Below are 25251 nucleotides of genomic sequence, written 5' to 3'. Positions count from 1 at the left end.
TCGTTTTCGCGTGACCCCCGGATAAATATTTATATTTGGCCGGGCTCGGCATGACTTTTTTAAATACATGTATTCCTTCATCTGGAGAATATCTATGGAAAATGAAACCATGGTTTCGAAGGGCGGTTTGTCTGCCGCCTATACTGATAAATGGGAACAGCGCGCATCAATAAGAACTCGCCCCGGTAAATTTATCGACTTTACTATTCCTGGCGCATTTTTCCCCGAGGAGAATCAGCCGATATTTTTGGCTGACATGATGAGCGGCATGGACAATGAGAGGAAGTCAAAAATACTTACTCAGTCATTGTTTAAATACCTCAATGATATCGTTAATCTTGAGATCAAACTCATTAACTCAGCATGCAATAAAATTATCTACGGCGATCTCGCTGTCAAATTTGACGAACAGATTAAATTGAATGCCTATACCGTCATCATCGATGAGTATTACCATGTTTATATCGCCAGACATATGATCAATCAACTTAGAGAGCATGATGCCGATCTCGGTGCGCTGAGTTACCCGGATTCTGACGCCTATGTGGCCGTTACAGAGGTGATGAAACGGTTACCTGAGCGCTGCCATGACATTTTCGAGATCATTGCGGTGTGCATTTTCGAAACGACCCTGGTGAGAGAGCTGGTGGAGTTCTTTAATAGTGACGGCGTTCATCCATCGATTAAATACTATGTTAATGACCATATGAACGATGAGTCCAGACACTATATTTTCTTTCTCGAATTACTTGGCTATATCTGGACGAGGTTGGATGAAAACGATCAGGCGATGATCGGCGGGCAGATCGCTGATTTCGTAAAAATGTATTTGAATGTTGAATCAGAGAAACAGTTTAACATTGAGCTGTTATCGAAGATAACTCATGATTGCGAAGCCAGCCGGGAGTCAATCAATAAGGTTTATCGCGGTTTTGAAGTGACGCCTGATGTCCCCATTGTTAAAAACGTGCTAATGGCTTTGAAACGAACCGGCATTCTGAATTCGCCGATAGTGCGCCAGGGATTCGAAAATATTGGTTGGATAATTTAATCATGGAGATGGGTATGGATAGTTTCGCCTCGCATAAAACACATTCTAAACTGGCCTATTTGACTGAAACAAAGATGTTGGCCGATGAAATAAAAGCGCGTTTACGGAATAGCAATTCGCTTATTCTTCCATTAGAGAGAAATCTTGAACTGGTCGATCAATTGACGGAGTTTGAGCTTGGTCGTTTCCTCCTGCATAACCGCGGCCTCAATGGCTACTGGACGTCTTACATTTTCCAGCATCCCGCCGGAAAACCCGCCGAACATGTTTTGGAAGACTGGCTTCTGAATCGCTCGTTGCTGTGCCGGGCGCGCGAGCGTTACTACCGTTATCAGACCTTGCTGGCTGAGTTGATTACGCAGGCGGAGACGCTGGCTTCAATCCCGTGCGGGGTGATGGATGATTTATTGGATTTGGATTACAGCGGCCATGGCGCGGTGCAATTGACCGGCATTGATCTTGACCCGGAGTCACTTTATCACGCCAACGAAAAGGCCAAGCGCGTTGGCATGGCGAACCGTTGCCGATTCTCGCAGCAGAATGCCTGGGAGTTAAAAGAAAAAAACGCTTTCGATGTGATTACCAGTAACGGCCTGAATATGTATGAGTCTGACCCGGACAGGCTGGTGGCTTTGTATCGTCGGTTCTTCGAGGCATTAAAACCAGGGGGAACCTTGTTGCTCAGTTTCCTCACGCCACCGCCGGAAAAGAACGCGCCCACCGGGGAGTGGGATAAATATGAAACGCCAATGGCGGACCTTTTGCAGGAGTTCGCGATCTTTGGCGACATTATTCAGGCTACCTACCTTAATTTCACTTCAGAAGCAGAGATCAGGCAACAGATAACCCAGGCAGGGTTCACGGTTAAAGATATCAACTACAGCTCACGCGGCGTGTTGCCGATCCTCGTGGCGGTAAAACCCTGATAACCCAAAAGAGTAATATCCATGAAGATTCTGAACATTCTTGTCAACCACACCGTAGAACCGTTGCGCAGCCATATTGTCCGTTACTTGCTGGATGCCGGCCACTTTGTCTACTTAATCGGTCTGAGCGACGCTGAGCGAACGCGCTGGACAGGTTCGCAGCACAACCTCTTTTGCTATTCCGACGTTGGCGATCAGCGTATCGACTATGAGCTCTGTCTCGAAGAAAGCGCCTCGGTGAGAGGCCCCATCGTCCGGTTAGCCGTTTTCGCCGATCGACAAAATGTGTTGTTCCAGATTCATGCTGAAGAAGACGGGAATATCAGGGCGTTAGCTGAGCGTGAGCTGCCGTGGCGGGAAGCCCGCCGAGCGTTGTCGCAGACGGTGTTGGGCGAGTTGTTCATCGATGGCGTGGTCATGCTCAGCCGTGAGGCGAAAGATCTGGATATTGCTCTGCCCGAAGGGCCAAACCGAGTTACGGATTGGCTGGTTGCCCAGCAGAGGGTACAGCAAGAGCAGCGAGCGCTGGAAAACGATGAACCGCGTTATGGCTGCTTCAACCTGACGGATGAAGTGTCTGCCGTTAACGATGCTGCAGTGGTTCAACGGACCATCGATGGCGTTGCGCAGCCGCAACAGGCTTTGCTGTTGGCTTTCCAGTTGCAGTTTCTGCTCAATGCACGGCGGCCTGGGCTTTATGCTCTGCAATTGCAAGATAGGCAACGCAGCAGCAAAGTATTACGGTTACTCAACGGAACGGAAACATACGCCGAGCTCTCTCCTTGGTTAGTGCGGGTACTGCAGGGGGACCCGGCGAACCCATTCTACGAATCCCATCATGACGGCCGTTTTTTATCTGTGGTTGGCGTAGATGTCATCATGGATGAGGGGGATGTCGACGCGGCAGCGGCCCCGATCAGGATCGTATGGAACAGCACGCGCTGTACGCTCAGTTTGCAATTTTACGGCGAAAACCCCTTTTTCGACGTTGTAGCCGCAAATATCGATGAGTTTATGGCGGCGCTCGCCACATTCATGCGTAATGAAGGGGATATAGATGCGTTGACCGGCGTGTCTGAAAATAGCTACCAACGTTATTATGCGAAAATTAATGCCACGCAATGTGAATATCCGAGACAGACTATCGTCGGGATGTTTGAACAACAGGCACGGGCGCTTAACGATCACCCTGCAGTGATAACGAAAAATGAAACGCTCAGTTATCGAATGCTGCAGCAACAGGCCAGTCGCCTGGCCGACTATCTGCAACGGCAATATGGGGTAGCGGCAGGCGACAAAATTGCCTTGATGATGCCGCGTGAGGCGGAGTTGGCAGTATGCCTGATGGCCGTGCTTAAGCTGGGGTGCGCCTATATTCCGATCGACAAAAATGCGCCCGTAGTGAGGACCTATTCTATTTTGGCCGATGCCCAGCCGGCGTTAATCATCGGTGCGCATGCTCAGTCAGCTGGCAGCCTGCCGCAAGGGCTGAGTTATTTGGATTGGCGTGAATATGCCGCTTCTCCTTTCGCTGGGGCCGACGGTTGCAACGAATTCCCCTCCCAGGCTGAGGCTTCAGCATTGGCCTATATTATTTACACCTCGGGAACGACAGGTAAGCCTAAAGGGGTTGCCGTAGAACATCGCAGCTTTGTGAATATCGCCAGCGATATTTCTCGACGCATGTCTGTGACGCATCAGGATCGTTTTCTGGCGATCACGACGTTGGCATTTGATATTTCAACTCTGGAAATATTTATGCCGCTCATGTTTGGCGCCACGGTGGTATTAACCGACCAGAAGACGTTGTTGGCGAATAATGACTTGCCGCACTTTATCGCGAGTCATTCCGTGAGCCTGATGCAGGGGACGCCTTCTTTTTGGCATCAGGTCGCGCAGCAATATGCCGAGACAACGCTACCCGTTCGGGCATTGTGCGGGGGGGAAGCGGTGCCGCATGCGGTGGCGCGTTGGTTGTCAGAAAACACCGAGCGTGCGTGGAATGTGTATGGGCCAACCGAAACGACGGTTTGGTCTACCGCGGATGAACTGTTGCCTGGGGTTGATAGCGTCACCATTGGGCGCCCGCTGGCGAATACCCAGTGCTTTATCTTGGACGAACGGCGGCGTTTACTTCCTCCCGGCGTGATCGGGGAAATGTATATTTCGGGGTTGGGCGTTGCGCGCGGTTACTACGGCAATGCGCGTCAGACGCAAGCAAGCTTTTTGCCGAACATATGTTCCAGCACGCCGTCAGCCTGGTTCGGTCGCATCATGTACAAGACGGGCGATCGCGTGCGTTGTTTGCCCGACGGCAGATTTGAATACCTCAGCCGATGGGATAACCAGATAAAATTGCGGGGACATCGGATCGAACTGGGTGAAATAGAGTCGGTTTTGCGAACCTACCCCGGGATGCAGCAGGTTGTTGTAAATTTACAGCCGGCCAAGGAAGAACAACAGGCGTTCCTGGTTGCCTATTATCAGGCCAAATCGCCGGTGGCACGCCAGCAACTGCAGGATTATCTGGTGACGCTGCTTCCGGACTACATGCTCCCCAGCGCTTATATGTACCTGCCTGAGATCCCCTTGAATATGAATGGCAAAGTGGATCGTAAAGCCTTGCCGCAGGTACAAGCGCAAGATAAAGCGCATTACGTAGCGCCGGGAAACGAGTTCCAGCGATGCCTGTGCCAGCTATTCCAGGATGTATTGGGGAGCGAAAGCGGACGAATCGGCATTACCGACGACTTTTTTGCTTTGGGAGGCAACAGCCTGTCGGCCATTCGCTTGGTAAATCGCATAAACGGTACGCTTCAGTGCGATCTGAAAGTTAAAGATATTTTCGAAAGAAAAAATGTGGCCAGGTTAACGCCATTGGTGGCCGCCGGGCGCGGCAGTTTTCTTTACCAAGACTACCAGATTGCACAATGTGATGAGACCCATCTGTACCATCCTTTCCCGCTGAATAATGTTCAGCAATCTTATTATCTGGGACGAATGAAAAGTTTCGATCTCAGCGAGGTCTCTACCCATATTTATAATGAATTTGTTTTCGACCATATTGATCACGAAAAATTGGAGCGTGCCTATAATCAACTTATTGCACGCCATCCTGCGTTGCGCACCGTATTTGAAGAGGGCGAACAGCGATTTTTAAGTGCGGCAGCGCATTACAAAATAGGCTACCACCCCCTGAGAAATGAAGACGAGCTATTGGCTTTGCGCGCCGAGTACTCGCACAAGGTTTACAAACCGGATTGTTATCCGCTGTTCGATATTTTCCTGAGCGAGTATCAAGGGAAATACCTTCTGCATGTCAGCTTTGATGCCATTATCATTGACATGACCAGTTTTGAAATATTATTCGGCGAGTGGATTGCGTTATATCACGACGAAAATCTGGCGCTGCCGCCGCTGGATATCAGCTACCGCGATTATCAGCTGCAGTACGAGCGCCTGCGCGGCAGCGCATTATTTGAGCGGGCGCAGCAATATTGGCTGCAGAAAATCGATGATTATACGCTGGAGGTCGGATTGCCGCTGGCCGCGCATCCCGCCAGGATCGATAAGCCGAGCTTCCGGCGTTTGTCTGCGACGATACCCATGTCGAGTTGGCAAAAGATCGTCGACAAGTGCCAGCGCTTCAATATTAGTCCGACCGCTCTGATCCTTGAGCTCTACAGCAGAACGTTATGTTATTGGTCTGGTCAAGAGAGCCTTTGCCTTAATTTAACGCTGTTCAACCGTTTGCCGTTACATTCTCAGGTCGAGCAAATTATTGGCGATTTTACCGTTTTAAGCCTGTTCAATTACCAACGTCAAAATGGCGTTGCGATGAGCGAACAGCTATCGGCTATCCACCGCACCTTGCTTAATGACGTCGATAATAATTTATTTGACGGCATTGACGTACAGCGTTTGTTGAAACAGCGGCGGAATCTGCCCGCCAATACGGTTATCGCGCCGGTGGTGCTGACCAGCGTGCTTGGCATGAACAATAAAGCGAGCATGTTTGAATTGCCGCTTAATGAAGGATATCGCGGCGTTCAATACGCAATCTCCCAAACGTCTCAGGTGTGGCTCGACCATAAAGCCTACGAAAACGATGAAGGGTTCGTTGCCGAGTGGGATTATGTCGAACAATTGTTTGATGAGAAAACCATCAAGGCCATGCACGAAGGCTATTGTTCTCTGATTCGATGGGTGGCAGAACACGATTGGGAAACCATGTCATTCCCGCAGCCTGAACTGCCGGCGGAACATGCGGAAGCGGTCATGCGCTGGAATGCCACGCAAAGTACGGTGTCGGAGCAAACGCTGCACGGGTTGTTCCTTTCCAGTCTGGAAACGCCGCAAACGGCCGAGCGCATTGCGGTGATCGAAACCGAAGGCGAACGCCACTTTACCTACGCCAGGCTGGAACAGGACAGCAACACGCTGGGGCGTGCGCTATTGCGGCATACCAAGGGCGAAAAGGGACATATTACCGCTATTCTGCTGGAGAAAGGGTATGCGCAGGCCGTCTCAACCCTTGGGATCATGAGAAGCGGCGGCGCTTATCTGCCGTTGCACATCGAATGGCCATGGGAGCGCATACGCGACATTCTGCAGCAAGCCCGGTGCGATATCTTGCTGCTCTCTGCTCAGCAGCGTCATGACCTGGCACATGAGCTGTCGGCGTTGCCTTCGGATATCACGATTTTGGTGTTCGACGAGATAGTGGCGCCGGCGCAGGAACGTGCGTCGACGGAGGTTGCCTGGCCGATCGTCAGGGCTGACGATCTGGCCTACATTATTTTTACCTCTGGCTCTACCGGTAAACCGAAAGGGGTAGCGATCGATCACCAGGGGGCGGTCAATACCATCCTGGCTGTTAACCAACGTTGGTCGGTCGGCCGGGAAGACCGGATACTGGCGCTGTCCGAGCTGAGCTTTGATCTGTCCGTTTACGATCTGTTTGGCTTGTTGGCCGTGGGGGGCGGTGTGGTGATCCCTTCCCAGCGAGAGACCAAAGCGCCGCAAGCTTGGGTGGCCGCGCTGCGCCGACATAACGTGACCCTCTGGAACTCGGTGCCGCAATTAGCGGGCCTGCTGGTTGACGAAGTCGAACCTGCGACGCAGGCGCTAACCCGGTTACGGCTGTTCCTGTTGAGCGGCGATTGGTTGCCGCTCAATTTGCCTCATCGCCTGAAAACCCAATCGCCAGACAGCAAGATGGTGAGCCTGGGGGGCGCGACGGAGGGCAGCATCTGGTCCATTTGGCATGAAATCGATCGGGTAGACGCGAGGTGGAAAAGCATTCCTTATGGCGTCGCCATGCCGAATCAACAGATGTGGGTGCTGGATGAGTGGGGGAGTGCTTGTCCTTTCGGCGTAACCGGAGAAATACATATCGGTGGGCTCGGCGTTGCTCAGGGATATTGGCAGGCTGAAACGCTGACTCGAGAACGCTTCATTTATCATCCAACCTATGGACGCCTGTACAAAACCGGCGATCTGGGCCGCTGGTCGGCGGAAGGCTATATCGAGTTCCTCGGCCGAAGAGATGCCCAGGTCAAGCTTAACGGTTATCGCGTGGAGCTGGAGGATATCGAGAATAACTTGAGCCAATTACCTGGGATCCGGCAGACGATCGTGCGGCTCAGCGAGGGTGACCTCATGGCTTACGTTGTTCCCGAGGCGCAACAGCCGGTGCCGCTCTATTTTGCTAACCGCGACGCATTCGTGCTTTCGCTGCCGGCGTTACGTCAAGATCTGCAACCTTCGCGAGCGATACCCTATCCGCTGGATGAAGCGGTTTACCGTGCCCGCAAGAGCACTCGCCAGTTTACCGCGGAGGCGTTATCCGCCGAAACCATCAGCAGTCTGTACGAAGCGCTGCCGGGGTGGTTGACGCAACAGATGGCGCAAGAGGGAAGCGCGCTGCCGCCTGCATCTTTGGCCGGGCTGTTGGCCGTATGCGCCGCTTTCCGTTCGCCGCAGCGCGCGTTGCCAAAATATCGCTATCCTTCGGCCAGCAGCCTCTATGCGGTGCAAGTGTATCTCGGGCTCCCGGCGGCGATGGGAGAATATGCCGCGGGTTATTACTACTACCATCCGCTGGAACAGCATTTGTACCAGGCAGAAGCGTCGGGAGAACACACCGGGCCTTATCTGGACTTGGTGGTTCGGTGGGAAACCATCACCGCGTTATATGCCGAGCGCGCATTCGCTTTGGCGCAGATAGAAGTCGGCCACATGTTGGCCTTGCTGACTGAGCATCTCCAGTCTTTGGGCGTCGCTTATTACGTCAAGCCTGCTGACGCCGTTTCACCTGACGAGGGGGCATTAGCGTGTCGGATCCACCTCGGCGTTTGCGCCGTCACTTCACCACCGCAAGTCAGCGTCGATTTCAGCGTGATGGAAAACGAGGGGGGAACCTATGTCGCTCGCGCGTCAGGACGACACTATTGCCTCGGTGAGACCTCCGTGCTGGCCGAATCATCAGACGTGTACGGGGTGTTGCAGTCGTCTCAGGTGTTGTTGCAGGTCCATGGCGCTAAGAACGCGTGCCATTATCAGGCCAGTGGCTGGATGATGCAGCGATTTGGCGCGCTCGCCGCCCAGCGGCGAATTGGCGGCTGCATTCTTGGCGTCACACCGGCCGAGGACACGTTGTGCAGCATGGCGATAGGGTATGCGCGGGTCGAGGATGAACCGGCCTTTGACGTTCCTGCGCTCACTGTCTCGATGACCCAGGCGATCAGACGGCATTTGGCGCGTCGTTTGCCGGACTATATGTTGCCGCAGCACGTTACTTTGATCCCGGAAATCCCCTTGTCTAACAACGGTAAGGTCGATACATCACGCTTGCCGAAAGTCGTCAAGCACAGCGAATGTCTGGCTCCGCGCAGCGATGATGAGATACGGATGCGCCGACTTTGGGCGGAGCTTCTGGACAAGCGTGAAGAGCGAATCGGTTGTGACCAAAGCTTCTTCACTCAAGGGGGGAATTCGCTTCTGGCTATGCGACTGGTACGCAAGATCAACCTCGCGACGGGAACCGAGATGCGTCTGGAAGACCTCTACAACAACAATACGATTCAGGAAATGGCGGCGTGGGTCGCCGGGCAACCTTGTGGCAACGGCAGAGAAGAAGGGGCGCTGTAATGATGTTGACGGATTTATTGAACAACCTGAAAAAAAATAACATTTTATTGTGGGCTAAAGCGGACGATCGGTTGGGTTTTTCTGTCGACAAGGATATCGGCTTTGATGCCGATCTGAAGGCTGAAGTGGCGGCACGCAAAGACGAATTGTTGACGCTGTTACAGGACAATGGCGTGACCAGCGAACAACTCGCGAAGGAAACGTCTTTTCTGAGGCTACCGCCAAGTAGCTGGCCACTTGCGCTGGACTCAATTCAGCAAGGCATGTATCTGCAAAGCGACATCGACGGCTTGCCGTATACCTATACGGTACCGTTGTTCATTGGATTGCCGCAGGTGGATATCGCGCGGTTGCGAAACGCGCTGCAAACCTTTTTACGGCATCAGCCCCTGTTGCGTCAGTCGATTGATAGCGATATGAAGCGCGTTTTTCTGGCGCCTGAGCAGTTTGCACTGGAAGTAGAAAGGATTTCCTGGTCCGAGCTGGAAAGTAAGAAACGGGCGTTGGCACAACAAGCCTTCCCTATGCCGGAAGGGCAGTTTGCGCGCTTTGTGCTGCTGGTGCGGGCTGAGACGCAAGAGGCCGTTTTGGCGTGCGTTCACCATCATATGCTGTCTGATGCCCCTTCCGTCCAGCATTTTGCTCATCAACTGTTGAGTGCGTACGCCACACCGTCTGTATCGGCGCAGCCTGAAGCGGGGTACCTGGATTACTCCGCATATCAACAGTGGCGGGTGCGGCAAGATGATGTTCAGGCGTTCAGAACATCGTTGGCCGCCCGTTTGAATCAGGCGGAACCGCCGGCATTGCGACAGCGCCATCTCTCTGGCGTGGAGAATCGTGCCTTTGCCGTGCAGGCAGGATTGACGTCGGAGGTTGTCGAGCGTTTGACGCAGGCATGCGGCGAACGGGGACTGACGCTCTATTCTCTGTTGTTTACGACGTTCGCCCATGTATTACGGACCTTTAGCGGCCAGGACAGCGATTTCCCTATTGGACTGACAGTGATGAATCGCCCCGAGGCGTTCAGCCGCGCCATTGGGCCGTTTATCAGCACCCTGCCGGTCATCGCCGCATTGCGCGCAGACCAAAGCGTGTTGAGCAATGTCAAAAGCATTCAGCACGATATTTTGCAGTTGCAGGAACATCCGTGGGTGAACATTGGGCACTTGGCGCCGGAGATCGACGGTGGCGCGGTGCGCATCAATGAACTGGTTCAGCTGCTATTTACCTTCCATAACTTTGAAAACGGCGATATCGCCGTCCCCGGCGTGGAATATCGTCTGGAGCCTTATCCCGATCTGGCGGAAAAGTTTGGCATGTCCTTATTTGCCGCTCAACGAGACGGTCAAATCGATTTCACGTTAACCGCGGCGGAGAATCGTTACGAAGAGGACTACGTTCGCAATATTCTCGAGGCGTTAGTTTATGCGCTGGGCCAGTTTGATCGGCAATCCTGGGAGACGCCGCTCGAACAAATCGATTTAATCACGCCAGCCCAGCGTCGGCAGGTGCTGTCTGAATGGAATGACACGCGCTGCGATTATTCAGAAGATGAGCATATCGCGTCTTTATTGGAAGCGCAGGTAGCGCTGACGCCGGACAATATCGCCTGTGCGGATCGGCATCGGCAATTGACGTATCGCCAGTTGAATCTACAAGCCAATCAGTTGGCGGCCGCCTTATCGTCACGTGGGGTGGGGCATGGCGCCTGCGTTGCGCTGTGTCTGGATCGCAGCGTCGAGCTGTTGGTCGGTATTTGGGCGATCCTGAAATTGGGGGCCGCCTATTTGCCTGTCGACCCGGCATTCCCCGACGATCGTCTCGATTACATTCTACAGGATAGCCGGGCCGACGTAATTATCTGCCATCAGGCCTACCGACACCGGGTGGCGGCGCCAGGGCGGCGGCTGGTGGTGTTGGATGATGAATCGCTGCGCCACGAGCTTGAGTTGTTGAGCGATGAAAACATGGCGCGTCAGATATCACCGAACGATCTGGCCTATGTCATCTATACCTCCGGGACCACAGGGCAGCCCAAGGGCGTGATGTGCACGCACCGCGGTTTGATCAACCGTATCCAATGGATGAATAAATCCTATCCGCTGACGGCAGCCGATCGGGTGTTACAAAAAACGCCGTACATTTTTGACGTCTCCGTATGGGAACTGATTTGGGCCTCTCTTTACGGCGCCAACATCGTTTTTGCCGATCCGGATGGCCACAAGGACGCGGATTATCTGATTGAGCTGATCGAGCGCGAAACCATCACCGTACTGCATTTTGTGCCATCCATGCTGGCGGCTTTTACCGAGACATTACAGGGCATTCAACGCGATCGAAACGTCAGCTTGCCGAGCTTGCGCTACGTGTTCTGCAGCGGTGAAGAGCTCAAACTGACCCAGGTCAAAGGGATTAAGCAGTGTTTGCCTCATATCGCCCTGCACAATCTTTATGGGCCAACCGAAGCCTCCATCGATGTGCTGTATTTCGACTGTAACGATCCGGATATAGATAACGTCCTGATCGGGCGACCGATTGATAACATGAAAGTGTTGGTCCTGGACAAAGGGCAGCGGCTTTTGCCGCCCGGTGCGGTGGGTGAACTCTACCTTTCCGGCGTCGGACTGGCGCGCGGCTATCTGAATAAAGCGGCGCTGACGGCGGAGAAATTCATCGTCAATCCGTATTGCACCGAATGGGATGAGCGGGCGGATGACTATGCCTGTTTGTATAAAACCGGTGATTTGGTGTATCAGCGGAATGATGGGCAAATCGTTTATGTTGGCCGCAATGATTTTCAGGTGAAAATACGCGGATATCGCATTGAGTTGGGTGAAATCGCCCAGCGTCTCGAAGCGTTTGACTTGGTGCGCCAGGCGGTGGCGCTGGTTTATCAACAGCCCCATCCCCGCCTCGTGGCCTATTACACGGCGCAGGCACCGTTGCCGGAGGCGACGCTACAACACTTTCTTGCCGCCGCCTTGCCCGAGTACATGGTGCCGGAGACCTTTATCTGGTTGAAAGAATGGCCCGTCACGGTGAATGGCAAACTGGATCGGCGTGCGCTTCCTGAACCGTCTCTGCCGGTCGTACAGGAACGTGTCGCACCGCAGTCGGAGAGGGAAGCGCAGATCGCCGCCATTGTTGCGGAAATGATGGGGATCGATGAAGCGCACTTCAGCTGTGAGGCTAACCTGTATCAGTTGGGGCTGGACAGCATCATGGCGATCAAGCTGGTGAGCAAATTGCGCCAGGCGATGGGCGTATCGATCCGGGTGAAAGACGTGTTCGCCAGCAAAACCGTGCATGCACTCCATTTACGTCTCGCTCAGCATCAGCAGCAGGTGATGATTGAAGGCAAACGGGAGCAGGGCGTATTGGTTGGCGAGCTGCCGCTGCTGCCTGTCCAACGCTGGTTCTTTGACTGCGCATTCCCTTATCCGAGTTATTGGAACCAGGCGTTTCTGCTGGATGTGCCGGCGCTGGACGTCGAACGCCTGCGCGAAGCGCTGCACGCATTGATTCAACATCACGATGCGCTACGCCTGACGTTTACGTCTGAGGATTCGTCGCATTGGCGCCAAGGCTATCAACCGATGACGGACGCCATCGAACTGCGGTGTCATCATGTCGAACGCTCGGCACCGCAATGGCAAGAGGCCCTGTCCGCCGTGCTGACCGAATGGCAAAGCGATATCGATCTGGCCGACGGGCCGCTTTATCGTTTTGGTTATGTCACGGGGTTCGACGAGGGGCGAGCCCGTATTTTCTGCGCTTGCCACCATTTGGTGCTCGATAGCGTCAGCTGGGGCATTCTGGCCCGCGATCTGGCGAACGCCTACCACGGTGAAAGCCTTGGAGATAAGGGAACGAGTTATCGTCAGTGGACTGAGCACTTCGAGCAATATTGTGCCAATCACGCGGAAGAGGCGTCTTACTGGCGGGCCAGGATGGCGGACTACCGCCCCGTTGCGTTGCCGGCTGCGCGCGGCGCTACGATGGCATGCAGTCGCCTCGCGTTATCAATAAAAGTGACGCAGGCGCTGCAAACCGAGGGTTTACGTGCCTTCAATGCGAAAGTCGACGAATGTTTGCTGGCGTGTGCAGACGGCATGCTCGCTCACTGGTTTAACGGAGAGCTGACCCATGTCACCGTTGAAGGGCACGGACGCGAAGAGATTGATGCCGCTCTGGACGTTCATCGTTGCGTCGGGTGGTTCACGTCACTTTATCCCTGTGCGCTCTCATCCTCTCCCGATCCGGCAATGCGTTTGCAGGCGGCCAAAGCGCAACTGCGCGGCGTGCCTCATCAGGGCGTAGGGTTTGGCGCGTTTGCCCGTGAGCTAGGGTTGCCGCTGCCCAATGTTTGTTTCAACTACCTGGGACAGCTGACTTCGCCGGATGAAAAGGATTGGGCGCTGGTCATGTCGCCGGTCGGTGAGACGCGCCATCCTGACAACGGCTTGCCTTTCGGTATTACGCTCTTTAGCTACATAGAGCAAGGTCGGTTGCAGCTCGAAGTCGTCAGCGGTCTGTCCGGTGAGCAAAATCAACAGTTGCTGGAGGCCTGGGAGGCGGCTATAGACACGCTGATAGCGTGCTGTGAACGGCAGGGAAGAACCCAATACGGCCTTGGCGATTTCATCAATGTTGCGGATGAACGCGACTTACAGCATTTACCTCTGCAGGGCGGTGCCGAAAACGGCGACTGCTTTGCCATGACCGAGATTCAGAAAGCCTATCTGGTTGGGCGCTTTGAAAACTATGAGATCGGCAACGTCGCCAACCACATCTACAACGAGTTCGTGTATCCGCGCCTTGATGACGAACGTCTGGAGCTGGCGATTAACCGATTGATCGCCCTCTGTCCGGTGCTGCGCACCGTGTATGACGCGGAAAGCATGACTCAGCGCTTCATTTCGGTGTCGCAGGCCGGCCATTATGCCTTGGCGGTGAATGACCTGCGCTTCGACGATGAGGCTACCGCGCTGGCGCGCGTGCGCAAGCGTCTGTCCCATCAGGTCTATCAGGTCGACCGTTTCCCGTTGTTCACTTTTGAAATCAGCCGGCTGCGCGAGCGCGACGTGCTGCATATCAGTCTCGATCTGATTTTGCTGGATGTGCAAAGCCGTCTGGCGCTGTATCAACTGCTTAATGCGCTGTATCGGGGAAATGTCTTGCCGCCGCTGGCAACCGTGAACTTCAAAGACTACCAGGAGCATCTGGCCCATCTGAAGGCCTCCCGTTGGTATCAACGAGATTGCGCTTATTGGCAGGACAAGCTGGCCGATATGCCGCTGCGGCCAAACTTACCACTCAAGGTACCGTCGGCCACGGTTGAACACCCGCGCTTTGCAGAGCATACGCTATATATAGACAAACAAATTTGGCAGGATTTCAAACGGCAAGCGCAGCATTATCAGGTCTCATACTCGTCGGTATTGCTGAGCCTCTATGGCTACCTCATCGCGCGATATTCCGGCAACAGCGAGTTTCTCATTACCATGACGCTGTTCAACCGCTACGCGGTTTGCGAGGACGTAAACGACATTTTGGGTGATTTTACCTCGACCAACCTGTTCCACTTTCGCGATGCCGGCGAGGATCTGTTCACCACCATCGAGACGACGCATAAGCGCATGTGGGACGACATTCAGCATGCGTTGTACAGTGGGTTGGATGTGCAGCGCGATCTGGTGAAACTGCACGGCCTGGATCGCCATTCGGCGGTGTCGCCGTTGGTCTTCACTGGCGTCGTAGGGCAACAAACCGGCGATTGGGATAAACAGGCGTATCTGGAAGACAGCGAGGCGCGCGAGCAGCGATATTGGTGTGCGCAAACCTCTCAGGCTTGGATCGACCTGCAGGCTATTGAAGTCGATGGCCGCTTTATGAGCAAGTGGCTTTATGTCGACCAGCTGTTTGATGAAGAAACCATTGCGCATCTGAATCGTGCCTATTGCCGTCTGATCTCGCTATTAGCGCAGCAGCCTTGGGAAACGCCGGTGGGATGCGAAAACTATTTGCCTGAAGCGCAAAGAGAAATGATGCAGCGGGCAAATGCCGTCACTCAGCCTCTCAGTGAAGAAACCCTGTTCAGCGCGTTCGATCTGTTGGCGACGCAAGCACGGCATCGAGAAACGATCGCGGTGTATGACGGGGAAGCGGCGATCGGCATGACCTATGGCCAATTGAAACAAGACAGCGATGCGTTGGCGCAGCAGGGGATGGGCTCATCTGCGCCGCTGATTGCCGTATTGGCGGAAAAAAGCTACGCCCAGGTCTGTGCCTGTCTGGCGATCATGAAGGCCGGCAAGGGCTATCTACCGTTGCATGTGGAGTGGCCGGCGGGGCGCATCGCCGATATTTTACAACAGGCCGGTGTAGAACAGCTCTGGCTGACCCGGGCACAGTCGGCGCGTGTGGATATCCGGACACTGAGCGAAGCGGGTTATCAACTGCTGGTCATCGAGGATATGCTGGATGAGGCGACCGCTTTGCCACCGTGTTTCGGCTTGCCGCACGTCAGCGCCGCCGATGTGGCCTATGTCATTTTCACTTCCGGTTCCACCGGGCGGCCAAAAGGGGTCACCATCGATCACCGTGGCGCAGTGAATACGCTGCAAGCGGTAAATCGACGCCTCTCGCTGACCGCTGAAGATGCCTTGTTCGCGCTGTCTGAATTGAGCTTCGATCTCTCCGTCTATGACATCTTCGGCGCGCTTAGCGTCGGTGCGGAGATCGTCTTACCGGCTCAAGAGAGCGTAAAAGATCCGGAGCGGTGGTTGCCGCTGCTTGCTGAGCGTGAAGTCACCGTCTGGAACAGCGTTCCACAGCTTGCCGGGCTGCTGGCCGATGCCGTGGCACGGCAGGGATGCTCACTGCCAAGGCTGCGCGCATTTTTAATGAGCGGTGATTGGATCCCGCTGAATCTGCCGGAGACGTTGCGCACACTTTGGCCGCACGCTGACTGCATCAGTCTGGGCGGGGCGACTGAGGGCAGCATTTGGTCCGTTTGGTACCCGATAGAGGCGATCGATCCGGCCTGGCGCTCCATCCCTTATGGCACCGCGATGCCTCATCAGGCGCTTTATGTTTTGGATCCGCAGGGACAGATGTGTCCGGTTGGCGTGACCGGTGAGCTCTATCTTGGCGGGATGGGGGTGGCATTAAATTATTGGCGAAATCCACAGCTCACGGCGGAGCGTTTCATTTCGCACCCTCGTCACGGACGCCTCTACAAGACGGGCGATTTAGGGCGCTGGCATGCGGCAGGTTATGTCGAATTCCTGGGGCGCAACGACTTCCAGGTCAAGCTGCGCGGGCATCGAATTGAGCTCGGGGAGATTGAAAGCCGGCTTCTGCAATGCGGCGGGATCCACCAGGCCGTGGCACTGGTGATGGCGCAGCCGGCACCGATGCTGGTGGCTTATTACGTCGGCGAAGCGAACGCTGACGAGAAAATGCTCCGTTCGCGACTGGCTGAACAATTGCCGGAGTATATGGTACCGGCGCATCTTATCGCTTTGGATGCCTTGCCGCTGACGGCGAATGGCAAACTGGATCGCAACGCCTTGCCGCTACCCGCAGCCGAAGAGCAGGCGACTTATTGCCCGCCGCGTGACGACCGTGAACATCAACTGTGTCGGCTGTGGGGCGAGATCCTGCACGTGCCGGCGGATGAACTCAGTACCCAGGCGGATTTGTTCCAGTTGGGTATCGACAGTATCGCCAGTATCCAAATGGCGGGGCGGTTAAGGCGCGAATTGCAGCTGGATGTCACGCTGAAAGAGTTGCTGACGTATCGCACCATCGCATCGTTCTACGACACTCTGCTCGGCCGTCAAACCGTTGGCGGCATCCAGACCGTGCAGCGCGAAACGGGGGCCTTGAGCGGCGCAGTTCCGCTGCTGCCCATCCAGCAATGGTTCCTGGCACATGATCTGCCGCATCCGCAGCAGTGGAACCAGTACGGGCTGTTGGTGGCGCCTGGCATGACAATGGCCCGTCTGCAATGCCTGTTGCCGCGCCTCGTGGCGCAGCACGACGCGTTCAATCTGCGCTTCGAAAAAGATACCCAGGGAGAATGGCGCCAATGCTACCAGCCGCAGGCTGCGCTGCCGCCATGCCACGCTTTGGACATTCGCGCATTGTCGCTGCCGGAAGACCACCCGGATTTTGACGCCGCGCTGTTGCAGCGTTTTGCCGACTGGCAGCAGGCGTTCGATCTGCAGAGCGGGCCTTTGGCCGCGTTCGCCGTTCTTGAAGGGTACGCGGACGGCAAGGCCAGGGTGTTCGTCGCTTGCCATCACCTGATTGTCGATGCGGTCAGTCTGCAGGTGATCGTCGACGATTTACGACGCCTGAGCCAAGAGGAAACGCTGCCGGAGAAGGCCAGCAGCTATCGCCAATGGGTGAACCATCTGCGGCAACGTGCGCAAATTACCTCTCATGAACGTGAAGAGTGGCTGGGGCAATTGCCGGGCAGCGAAGTTCATGCGTTGCAAGCGCTGGGCGGAACCGCGACGACGCGTCATGCCCTTGCGTGGGGAGAAGGGCCATCCTGTCGCTTGATGCAGCACCTCGCCATGTTCGGCATGCAGCCGCAGGACATGGTGGCCTGGGCGGTTGGCCGCGTTTTGCATGATTTGACCGGACAAACCGCCTTTAGCCTATGGTTTGAGGGGCACGGTCGGCAAGCGGATGAGCGAACGCTGGATATCTCCAGGACGATGGGCTGGTTCACCAGTCGTTATCCCGTGCGTTTTAGCTATCAACGCGATGCCAGGGAGCATTTGCTCGCGGTGAAAAATAATCTGAGACGTTGGTCGCAGCGGGCGGAAAACTTCGGTGTCCTGTGTGGTTTGCCCGTGGTGAGAGAGGACGGCATCAGCATCAACTACCTGGGCAAGATGGAGGCGGCGGGAGACTGGGCGCTGGATCACCACTTTGTGGGGCTGCATCGCCATGCCTCCCAGGAAGGGACGCATCTGATCGATATCGTCGTGTTGAACGTTGGCGATCGTCTTGAATTGCGGGTCGAAAGCCGGCTGCGGGAGCATGACGCGGCCTGGTTGACGCAGCGGCTTATTCGAGAGTTGGAAGATGGCCTGGTATCAATGAATTGGCCATCCTGGCGTTGGTTAACCGAATCGGATGTCGATTTCGCCCTCCCGCAACCCCATCTGGATCGGCTGCAACATGCGCAGGCGGTTGATGCGGTCTTCATGGCCAATAGTCTGCAGCAAGGGATGTTGCACCATTCGCTGGCCTTTGGCGACGCCGATCGGGTGTATCGCGTGGCTACGCGCTGGGATTATCACTGTGCGATCGAGCCCGAGACGTTCAAGCGGGCGTGGCAATGGGTGCAACAGCAGTTCTCCTGCCTGCGGTTGCGGTTCGATTGGCGCGGTGAAATCGTGCAGGTCGTGGATCATGAAGGGCGCTTCCCTTGGCACGTCCATGACATCAGCCATCTGTCGCCTGAAGAGCGGGAACACGCCTTGCACAGGCTGCAGGAAAGTGAGCAGCAGGCCAGCTTCGATCTCCAACAAAGCGGACTGTACCGTGTCTGCCTGGTCAAACTGGCGGATGATCACTTCGCTTGCCTGTTCTGTGTACATCACGCCATCCTCGATGGTTGGAGCAGTCCGCTGCTGGTGGGGGCGCTGCATGACGCTTACCTGGCGTTTTCTCACGGACGTGAGCCGGCGGACAGACCGGATCTCTTTGCTTCAGTGCAGCGCTACATTCAACGGCATCGCGATAGGGACACGGATTTCTGGCGCGACTACCTGAGCTCGGTCGACACCTCGCCGGATCTGAGCGGATGGCGCCGTCCGGATGCGGAGTCATCGGCGTTAGCAGCCATTAAGAGCGTCTCTGCTGCAGGGATTTGCCGCTGTGAACTGAGCGCCGAAGAGCGCCGGTGCGCGCTCGAAGCTGCCCAGCGCCAAGGCATGACCCTGAACGCCTTGCTGCAATACGCCTGGCACAAGGTGCTCGCACTCTACTCCGGTGCTGCCGTGACCGTGGTGGGCACCGTGGTGGCGGGAAGGATGCTGCCGTTGAATGGTATCGAAAACACGCTGGGCATGTTCCTCAATACGCTACCGTTGAAGGTGGAGCATCAAAGCGATGTGCCTCTGATTCAGCAGGCACATCGGTTGCAGCAAGATATTAATGAAGCCAATACCCGATGCCTGGTCGATCTGGCTCATCTGCAGCCTGCGGGCCAGCGCCTGTTTGACTCGTTGTTCATTTATGAAAATTACCCGCAGCCTGATGAAGACCGCTACCGCGAACTGCGTCATCAATTCGTCGGTCGCAATGAGCAGAGGGATTATCCATTGGTCGTCAGCGTGGAGGAGGAGCCGGACGTTCTGCTGATTAAGCTGGAATATGCGGCAGAGTACTTTGATGCGGCGATGATGCGGCAAGCGATGGCACTGTTAAAGGACATCGTCGGCCACATGGCGAAAGACGCGAGTACGGAGACGGTGGCGATAGCTCCGGTTTATTGTGAGCCGGAGCAACCCTTGTTGCTTCCTGCGCCGGGGAATGCCGCCACCTTATCGCAAGTGTTGGCGCACTACGCATGCAGCCGGTCAGACGCTCCGGCGCTGAGTGACGGTGAGCGCAGCTGGAGCTACGCCCAGCTTGACGCAGAAGTGACGCAACTCGCCAATCTCATCGCCGGCCGCCTTGAGAAGACGCCGCACGCGCCTATTGCCTTGCGACTGCACAGCAAAGTCTTGACGGTCATGGCCTTGTTGGCGATAGGACGACTGGGCGCAGCTTATGTGCCGCTGGACAAAGACTATCCGCAGGAGCGTATCGATTTCATTCTGCGTGACAGCCAGGCTATCGCCGTATTGACGATGTCTGGGGATGAAGGGGCCGAGTACGGTATTCCGTCTATTCCCTTGTTCGGCACCGCGGGAGAAGCGCTGTGGCGCAAACAGGCCACGATGCCGACGTTCACACCTGCGGCGGAGAAGACCGCTTACATACTTTACACGTCCGGCACGACGGGTAAACCCAAAGGGGTTAGCGTGGGGCATGGGGCGCTGCTCGCCACATTGCGAGGTTTCTGGCAGCAGTACTTCCAGGGCAGGGAAGCGCTGAAAACGTACAGCATGACCAACCCCGTTTTCGACATTTTCGGTCTTGAATACGGTTTGCCGTTATTGAGCGGCGGCTGCGTTACCTTGGGAACTCACCATGTCACTGGGCTGGATTGCCGTAAGTTCGATTTCATCCAGTCAACGCCCAGCATGCTGGAAATTGTCCTACCGGTATTGCAGGGGGACGAGGAATGTTTACTTCTGGTCGGCGGTGAAAAGCTTGAGCCGCATTTGGCGCAGAAGGCCCTGGCTGTTTTCACGGGGCTCGTCAATGTCTACGGTCCGACGGAAACCTGCATTTGGTCAACCGGTAAACATTATCGGCGTGCCGCGACGGATCGCGTTTTAACGATAGGCCGCCCTTTGCCGGGAGAACGTTGTCTGGTGTTGGACCCGGCCGGCAGACCTTTGCCTGTCGGGGCCATCGGCGAGCTCTATATCGGGGGCAGCGGCGTGGCCGAGGGTTATCACAACCAGCCTGAGCTGACCGCCTCACGCTTTGTCTCACTGTCGTTTGCTGAGGGGATATGGTATCGCAGCGGCGATCGCGCACGCATTTTGCCAAATCGTGAAATAGCATTCCTTGGGCGGCAGGATCAGCAAGTCAAGTTGCACGGCCATCGTATTGAGAAGGGCGAGATTGAGCAGGTTATATTGCAGCACGAGTCGATCTTGCAGGTTACCGTGCAAATATGCCAAGTGGCGGGGGATGGGAACGTCGGTCAGGCGTTGGTTGCCTATTATGTGGCGCAGGGCGAAATTAACGCCGGGCAGTTGAATGAACACGTCGGTCGACAACTGCCGGATTATATGGTGCCTGCCTATTGGATTGCGTTGTCTGCCTTGCCGCTGAACGCTAACGGCAAACTGGATGTGCGTGCGTTGCCGTCGGTTGACGCCGGTGAGGCATCTCCAGCGGCGCAGAGCGAAATCGCTACGCCGCTGGTGAAGCAGTTGCAGGTTATCTGGCAAGAATTGCTCGGTTGCGAGGCGGTGGGCGTCAATACCTCGTTCTTTGAACTGGGTGGGAACTCCATCATGTTGACCCGGCTCTATGGCATGTTACCCGACCAGGTTCAGCAAAAAATCGGTCTGATAGATCTCTTCCGTCTGCCGACCATTGCCCGCATTGCCGCGCATATCGAAGGCCGCCAACATGAAGCGGCGCCGGCACCGACGACTGGACCGATCAATGCCCGGGACGATATCGCCATTGTGGGGATGGCGGGCCGTTTCCCAGGCGCGCAAACGCTGGCGGCATTCTGGCAACGGTTATGCGATGGCGAGGCGTTTATTACGCATTACTCGCGCGAGGCGCTGGCGGCATCGGTTGACTCCGCACTGCTGGATCATCCGCATTATGTTCGCGCCCAGGGGATGCTCGACGATATCGATCGCTTTGACGCCGATTTCTTCGGCTGTACGGCTCAGGAAGCGCGTCTGATGGATCCGCAGCAGCGAATTTTCCTGGAATGCGCCTGGCATGCTTTGGAAGATGCGAACTGCGATCCGCAGCGCTTTGCCGGTGATATCGGCGTCTATGCGGCCATCGGCAACAGCAACTACGAAAGAGACGTTGTTCTACCGAACATGCCTCAGGCTGATTTGATCGATCATTACCAGTTGATGATTCATAACCAATCCCACTTCCTGGCGACAAAAACGGCGTACAAGTTGAATTTGACCGGGCCGGCGATGACGATCCAAACGGCTTGTTCATCCTCGCTGGTCGCTGTTCATCAGGCTTGTCGCGCCTTGCAGGCGGGCGACTGTCAGGTCGCATTGGCAGGCGGCATCTCCATTGGTCAATTAGCGCGCGGTGGTTACCTGTACCAGCCAGGGATGATCTTCTCACCTGATGGTCACTGCCGTCCGTTTGATGCGCAAGCGGCGGGAACCATTGAAGGACAAGGGGTAGGTGTTGTCGTGCTGAAACCTTTGGCGCAAGCGCTGGCGGACGGTGATGCTGTGTATGCCGTTGTGAAAGGGTCGGCCGTAAATAATGACGGGCGGGATAAAATGGGATTCACTGCGCCAAGCGAGAGCCGTCAACAGGCGGTGATTGCCAAGGCATTGGCCGATGCCGATGTCACGCCGGCGGACATTTCCTATGTCGAAGCGCACGGCACCGGCACGCCATTGGGCGACCCTATTGAAATTGCCGGGTTGAAAGCGGCCTTCGCCGGACAACAGGCGGAACACGCCTGCGCAATCGGCTCGGTGAAAAGTAACCTGGGGCATTTGGATGTCGCGGCAGGCATCGCCGGCTTGATTAAAACGGCGTTGTGCCTGCAGCATCGCACGTTAGTTCCCACGCTACATATGCAGCGTGAGAATCCGGCATTAAAACTGGCTGAAGGGCCGTTTTATGTGAATGTTGAAACCCGCAACTGGGAAAGCGCCACAGGGCTCCGCACCGCCGGCGTCAGCGCTTTCGGCATTGGCGGCACCAACGCACACGTTATCCTTCAGCAGGCGCCGAACACGCCGACAACCGCGCCACGGTCCGCTCAGCGCAATATGCTGTGCGTTTCTGCGGCGGATGACGCAGCTCTCGAACGGATGAGTGAGGCTTTGGCCGATCATTTGGCAACGCATCCTGAGCATTCGATGGAGGCGGTTGGCTATGCCCTGATGGCGCAGCGACACCGCTATGCATGCCAACGGTGGGTATCCGGAGATTCACGGGAAGCGGTCGTCGCGCGGTTGCGCGAGAAGGGCGAAACGATGGCCCGACCTGCGTTCGAGGCGCAGGTGGCCTTTATGTTCCCGGGCCAGGGCGCACAATTCGTCGGCATGACACAGGCGTTATATGACGCCGAACCGCAATTCCGAGTGGAGGTCGATCGTTGCCTCGCATTGCTCGAGCCGATGATGGGCGGTGAAATAACGCGGGAAGACGTATTGGCGAACGGGGAGAGCGTACACCACACCGCAATCACTCAAGTGGCGCTGTTTGTGTATGAATATGCGTTGGCGCAGTGGTATCGCTTCCTCGGTGTTGAGCCGACGGTGATGATTGGTCATAGCCTGGGCGAATATGTTGCCGCATGTATCGCCGGCGTATTTTCACTGGAGGATGCGCTCAAGTTGATGCTCAAACGCGGTGCGCTATTGGCGCACACCGCACCGGGGGCGATGCTGGCTATCAAACAGTCGGCGGAGGGCGTAAGCGAACAGGCTGCCGCGTTGGGCGTCGATATCGCCGTCGTTAATGATTCGGGAAGCTGTGTCATTTCCGGCGCGGCGTCGGCAATCGCCTCTTTGCAGGCGAGCTTGATCGCCCAAGGGGTATCTTGCCATCCGGTTAAGGTTTCGCACGCGTTCCATTCGCGTTTATTGGAGCCTGTGTTGGCAGAGTTTAAGGCCGCGCTGCAAGAAATTGCCTTCAACGAGCCGCAGTTACCGTTTATCTCCAATTTGACCGGCCAGTGGGCAACGGCGGAACAGGTTTGTCAGCCCGAATATTGGGTGCAGCACCTGCGGCATACGGTGCAATATGACGCCGGCCTGCGTACCTTGCTTGAACGCCGTGCCGATGACAACTGGGTATTGCTGGAAGTAGGGCCGCGTCAAATTCTGAGTACGTTGGCGTCGCGCCATCCGGCATTGGGGAATGCGGCCGTTGTCGTTTCTTCACCGCGCAACGCTACGGATGAGCGGCAGGCTGCGCAGATGCTGTGGCGTTCCGTTGGCGTGCTGCATATGTCAGGTGTGGAAATCAACCAGGAGCGTTTCTGGCGGTGTACGGGGCAAGCGTCTTTGCGTCTACCGGCATATCCTTTCGCGCCTCAGCGGCATTGGTTCGGTGTGATGAATTCACCCGCTCATTCGCGGCCGGCCCCGGTTCCGGCGGAGGCAGCCGTGCACCAAGGAGATATGCAACAACGGGTGGCAATGTTGTTCAACGAGGTTCTGGGGTGTGAGTCGGTCGATCCACAGCGCGGGTTCTTCGAACTGGGCGGCGACTCGCTGAGCGCATTGCAACTGATTGGCCGCCTGCAAAAAATGACCGGTATACGTCTTGAGCTTATGGCCATGGAACAGCCGAGCGTCGTGCAAATAGCGCAATCGCTGGAGGCTCATGCGACAGCGAAGCCTCAGGGCGAAAGCGGTTTGGTGAAGCTGCGCGACGGTGAGGATGAGGGGATGATGCCACTTGTGTTGATCCACCCCATCGGCGGCGACATCTATTTCTACCGGGAGTTGGCTCAATGCTTGGGAAGCAGCAGAACGATTTATGCCATACGTTCACCTCTGCTCAATGGCTCGGGCGCCTTCGAGAGCATCGAACAATTGGCGGGAGAGTATCTGGCTTTGCTGAAGCCGCATCTTGAGCGAGGCGAATGTTGCCTGGCCGGTTCTTCGTTCGGCGGTATTATCGCGTTTGAAATGGCGCGGCAGTACCAAGAGGGAAAACATGTGTCTCTGCCGGTAGTGATGATTGATTCCCCAGGACAGGGAAATCTGCCTGCGGCCATGACGGATGAACAGATTTTGGACTACCTGCTTTCATTTGGCCTGGTGTCACTGGACATTGATTGGGATGCCTGGAAGGCGATGACCCAAATGGCGGATAAAATCCATTATTTATCTGAGATCACCAAAGGAACTGCGGCCGAAACGCTCTTTTCCTCGGCGTTCTTACCTCGTTACTTGAGCACCTGGCAACGGCATAACGTGATGATGCAGCGTTACCACCCGCATGCGTTGATGAGTGATGTGCTGTTTTTCTCTCACCGTGAGGTGATTGCAGATTTTCCTGAAAATCAAAGCAAGTTCTGGCATCCCTGGGTGTTGGGCCGCTTCGAGGTGCAGGTAATTCCGGGGAACCACCTGACGATGAACGCGGGGAAAGGCGCGGCAATGATGGCGGAAAAAATGACTTCGTGGTTAGGGCATTGGACGCTGGCTTGATGGCGCAGCGTGTTCGCTATACCTGAGGGGAAATCAGCGGGATAAACTATCCCGCTGATCCCGCTACGGTATTGAT

4 protein-coding genes are annotated in these 25251 nt (G+C 55.6%); all 4 read left to right on the top strand.

Translation table 11 applies throughout. The annotated features are described in order from the left end of the window. Positions 1-94 precede the first annotated feature (94 nt). The 4 genes from GUC32_RS15015 to GUC32_RS15000 are packed head-to-tail and all read left to right on the top strand — an operon-like array spanning position 95 to position 25175. On the top strand, positions 95-1051 hold the full coding sequence (locus tag GUC32_RS15015; RefSeq protein WP_025303320.1) for a diiron oxygenase: 957 nt from the start codon (positions 95-97) through the stop codon (positions 1049-1051). Between the two features lie 14 nt (positions 1052-1065). Further along, positions 1066-1977: a class I SAM-dependent methyltransferase gene (locus GUC32_RS15010; protein WP_025303319.1), complete on the top strand. Its 912-nt coding sequence runs from the start codon at positions 1066-1068 to the stop codon at positions 1975-1977. 21 nt (positions 1978-1998) lie between these two features. Beyond that, entirely contained in the window at positions 1999-9129 is a 7131-nt protein-coding gene (locus tag GUC32_RS15005) for an amino acid adenylation domain-containing protein (RefSeq protein WP_369435305.1), read from the top strand. Continuing rightward, positions 9129-25175, top strand: a complete 16047-nt coding sequence (locus GUC32_RS15000) for an amino acid adenylation domain-containing protein (RefSeq protein ID WP_369435304.1) — start codon at positions 9129-9131, stop codon at positions 25173-25175. The genes GUC32_RS15005 and GUC32_RS15000 overlap by 1 nt, the downstream gene beginning before the upstream one ends. Positions 25176-25251 lie beyond the last annotated feature (76 nt).

Origin of the sequence: Serratia sp. NGAS9 (assembly GCF_009905295.1) — a bacterium.
GTDB lineage: Bacteria > Pseudomonadota > Gammaproteobacteria > Enterobacterales > Enterobacteriaceae > Serratia > Serratia bockelmannii.
The sequence above is the reverse complement of the archived record's forward strand: the minus strand, read 5'-3'. Positions and strand labels throughout refer to the sequence as shown.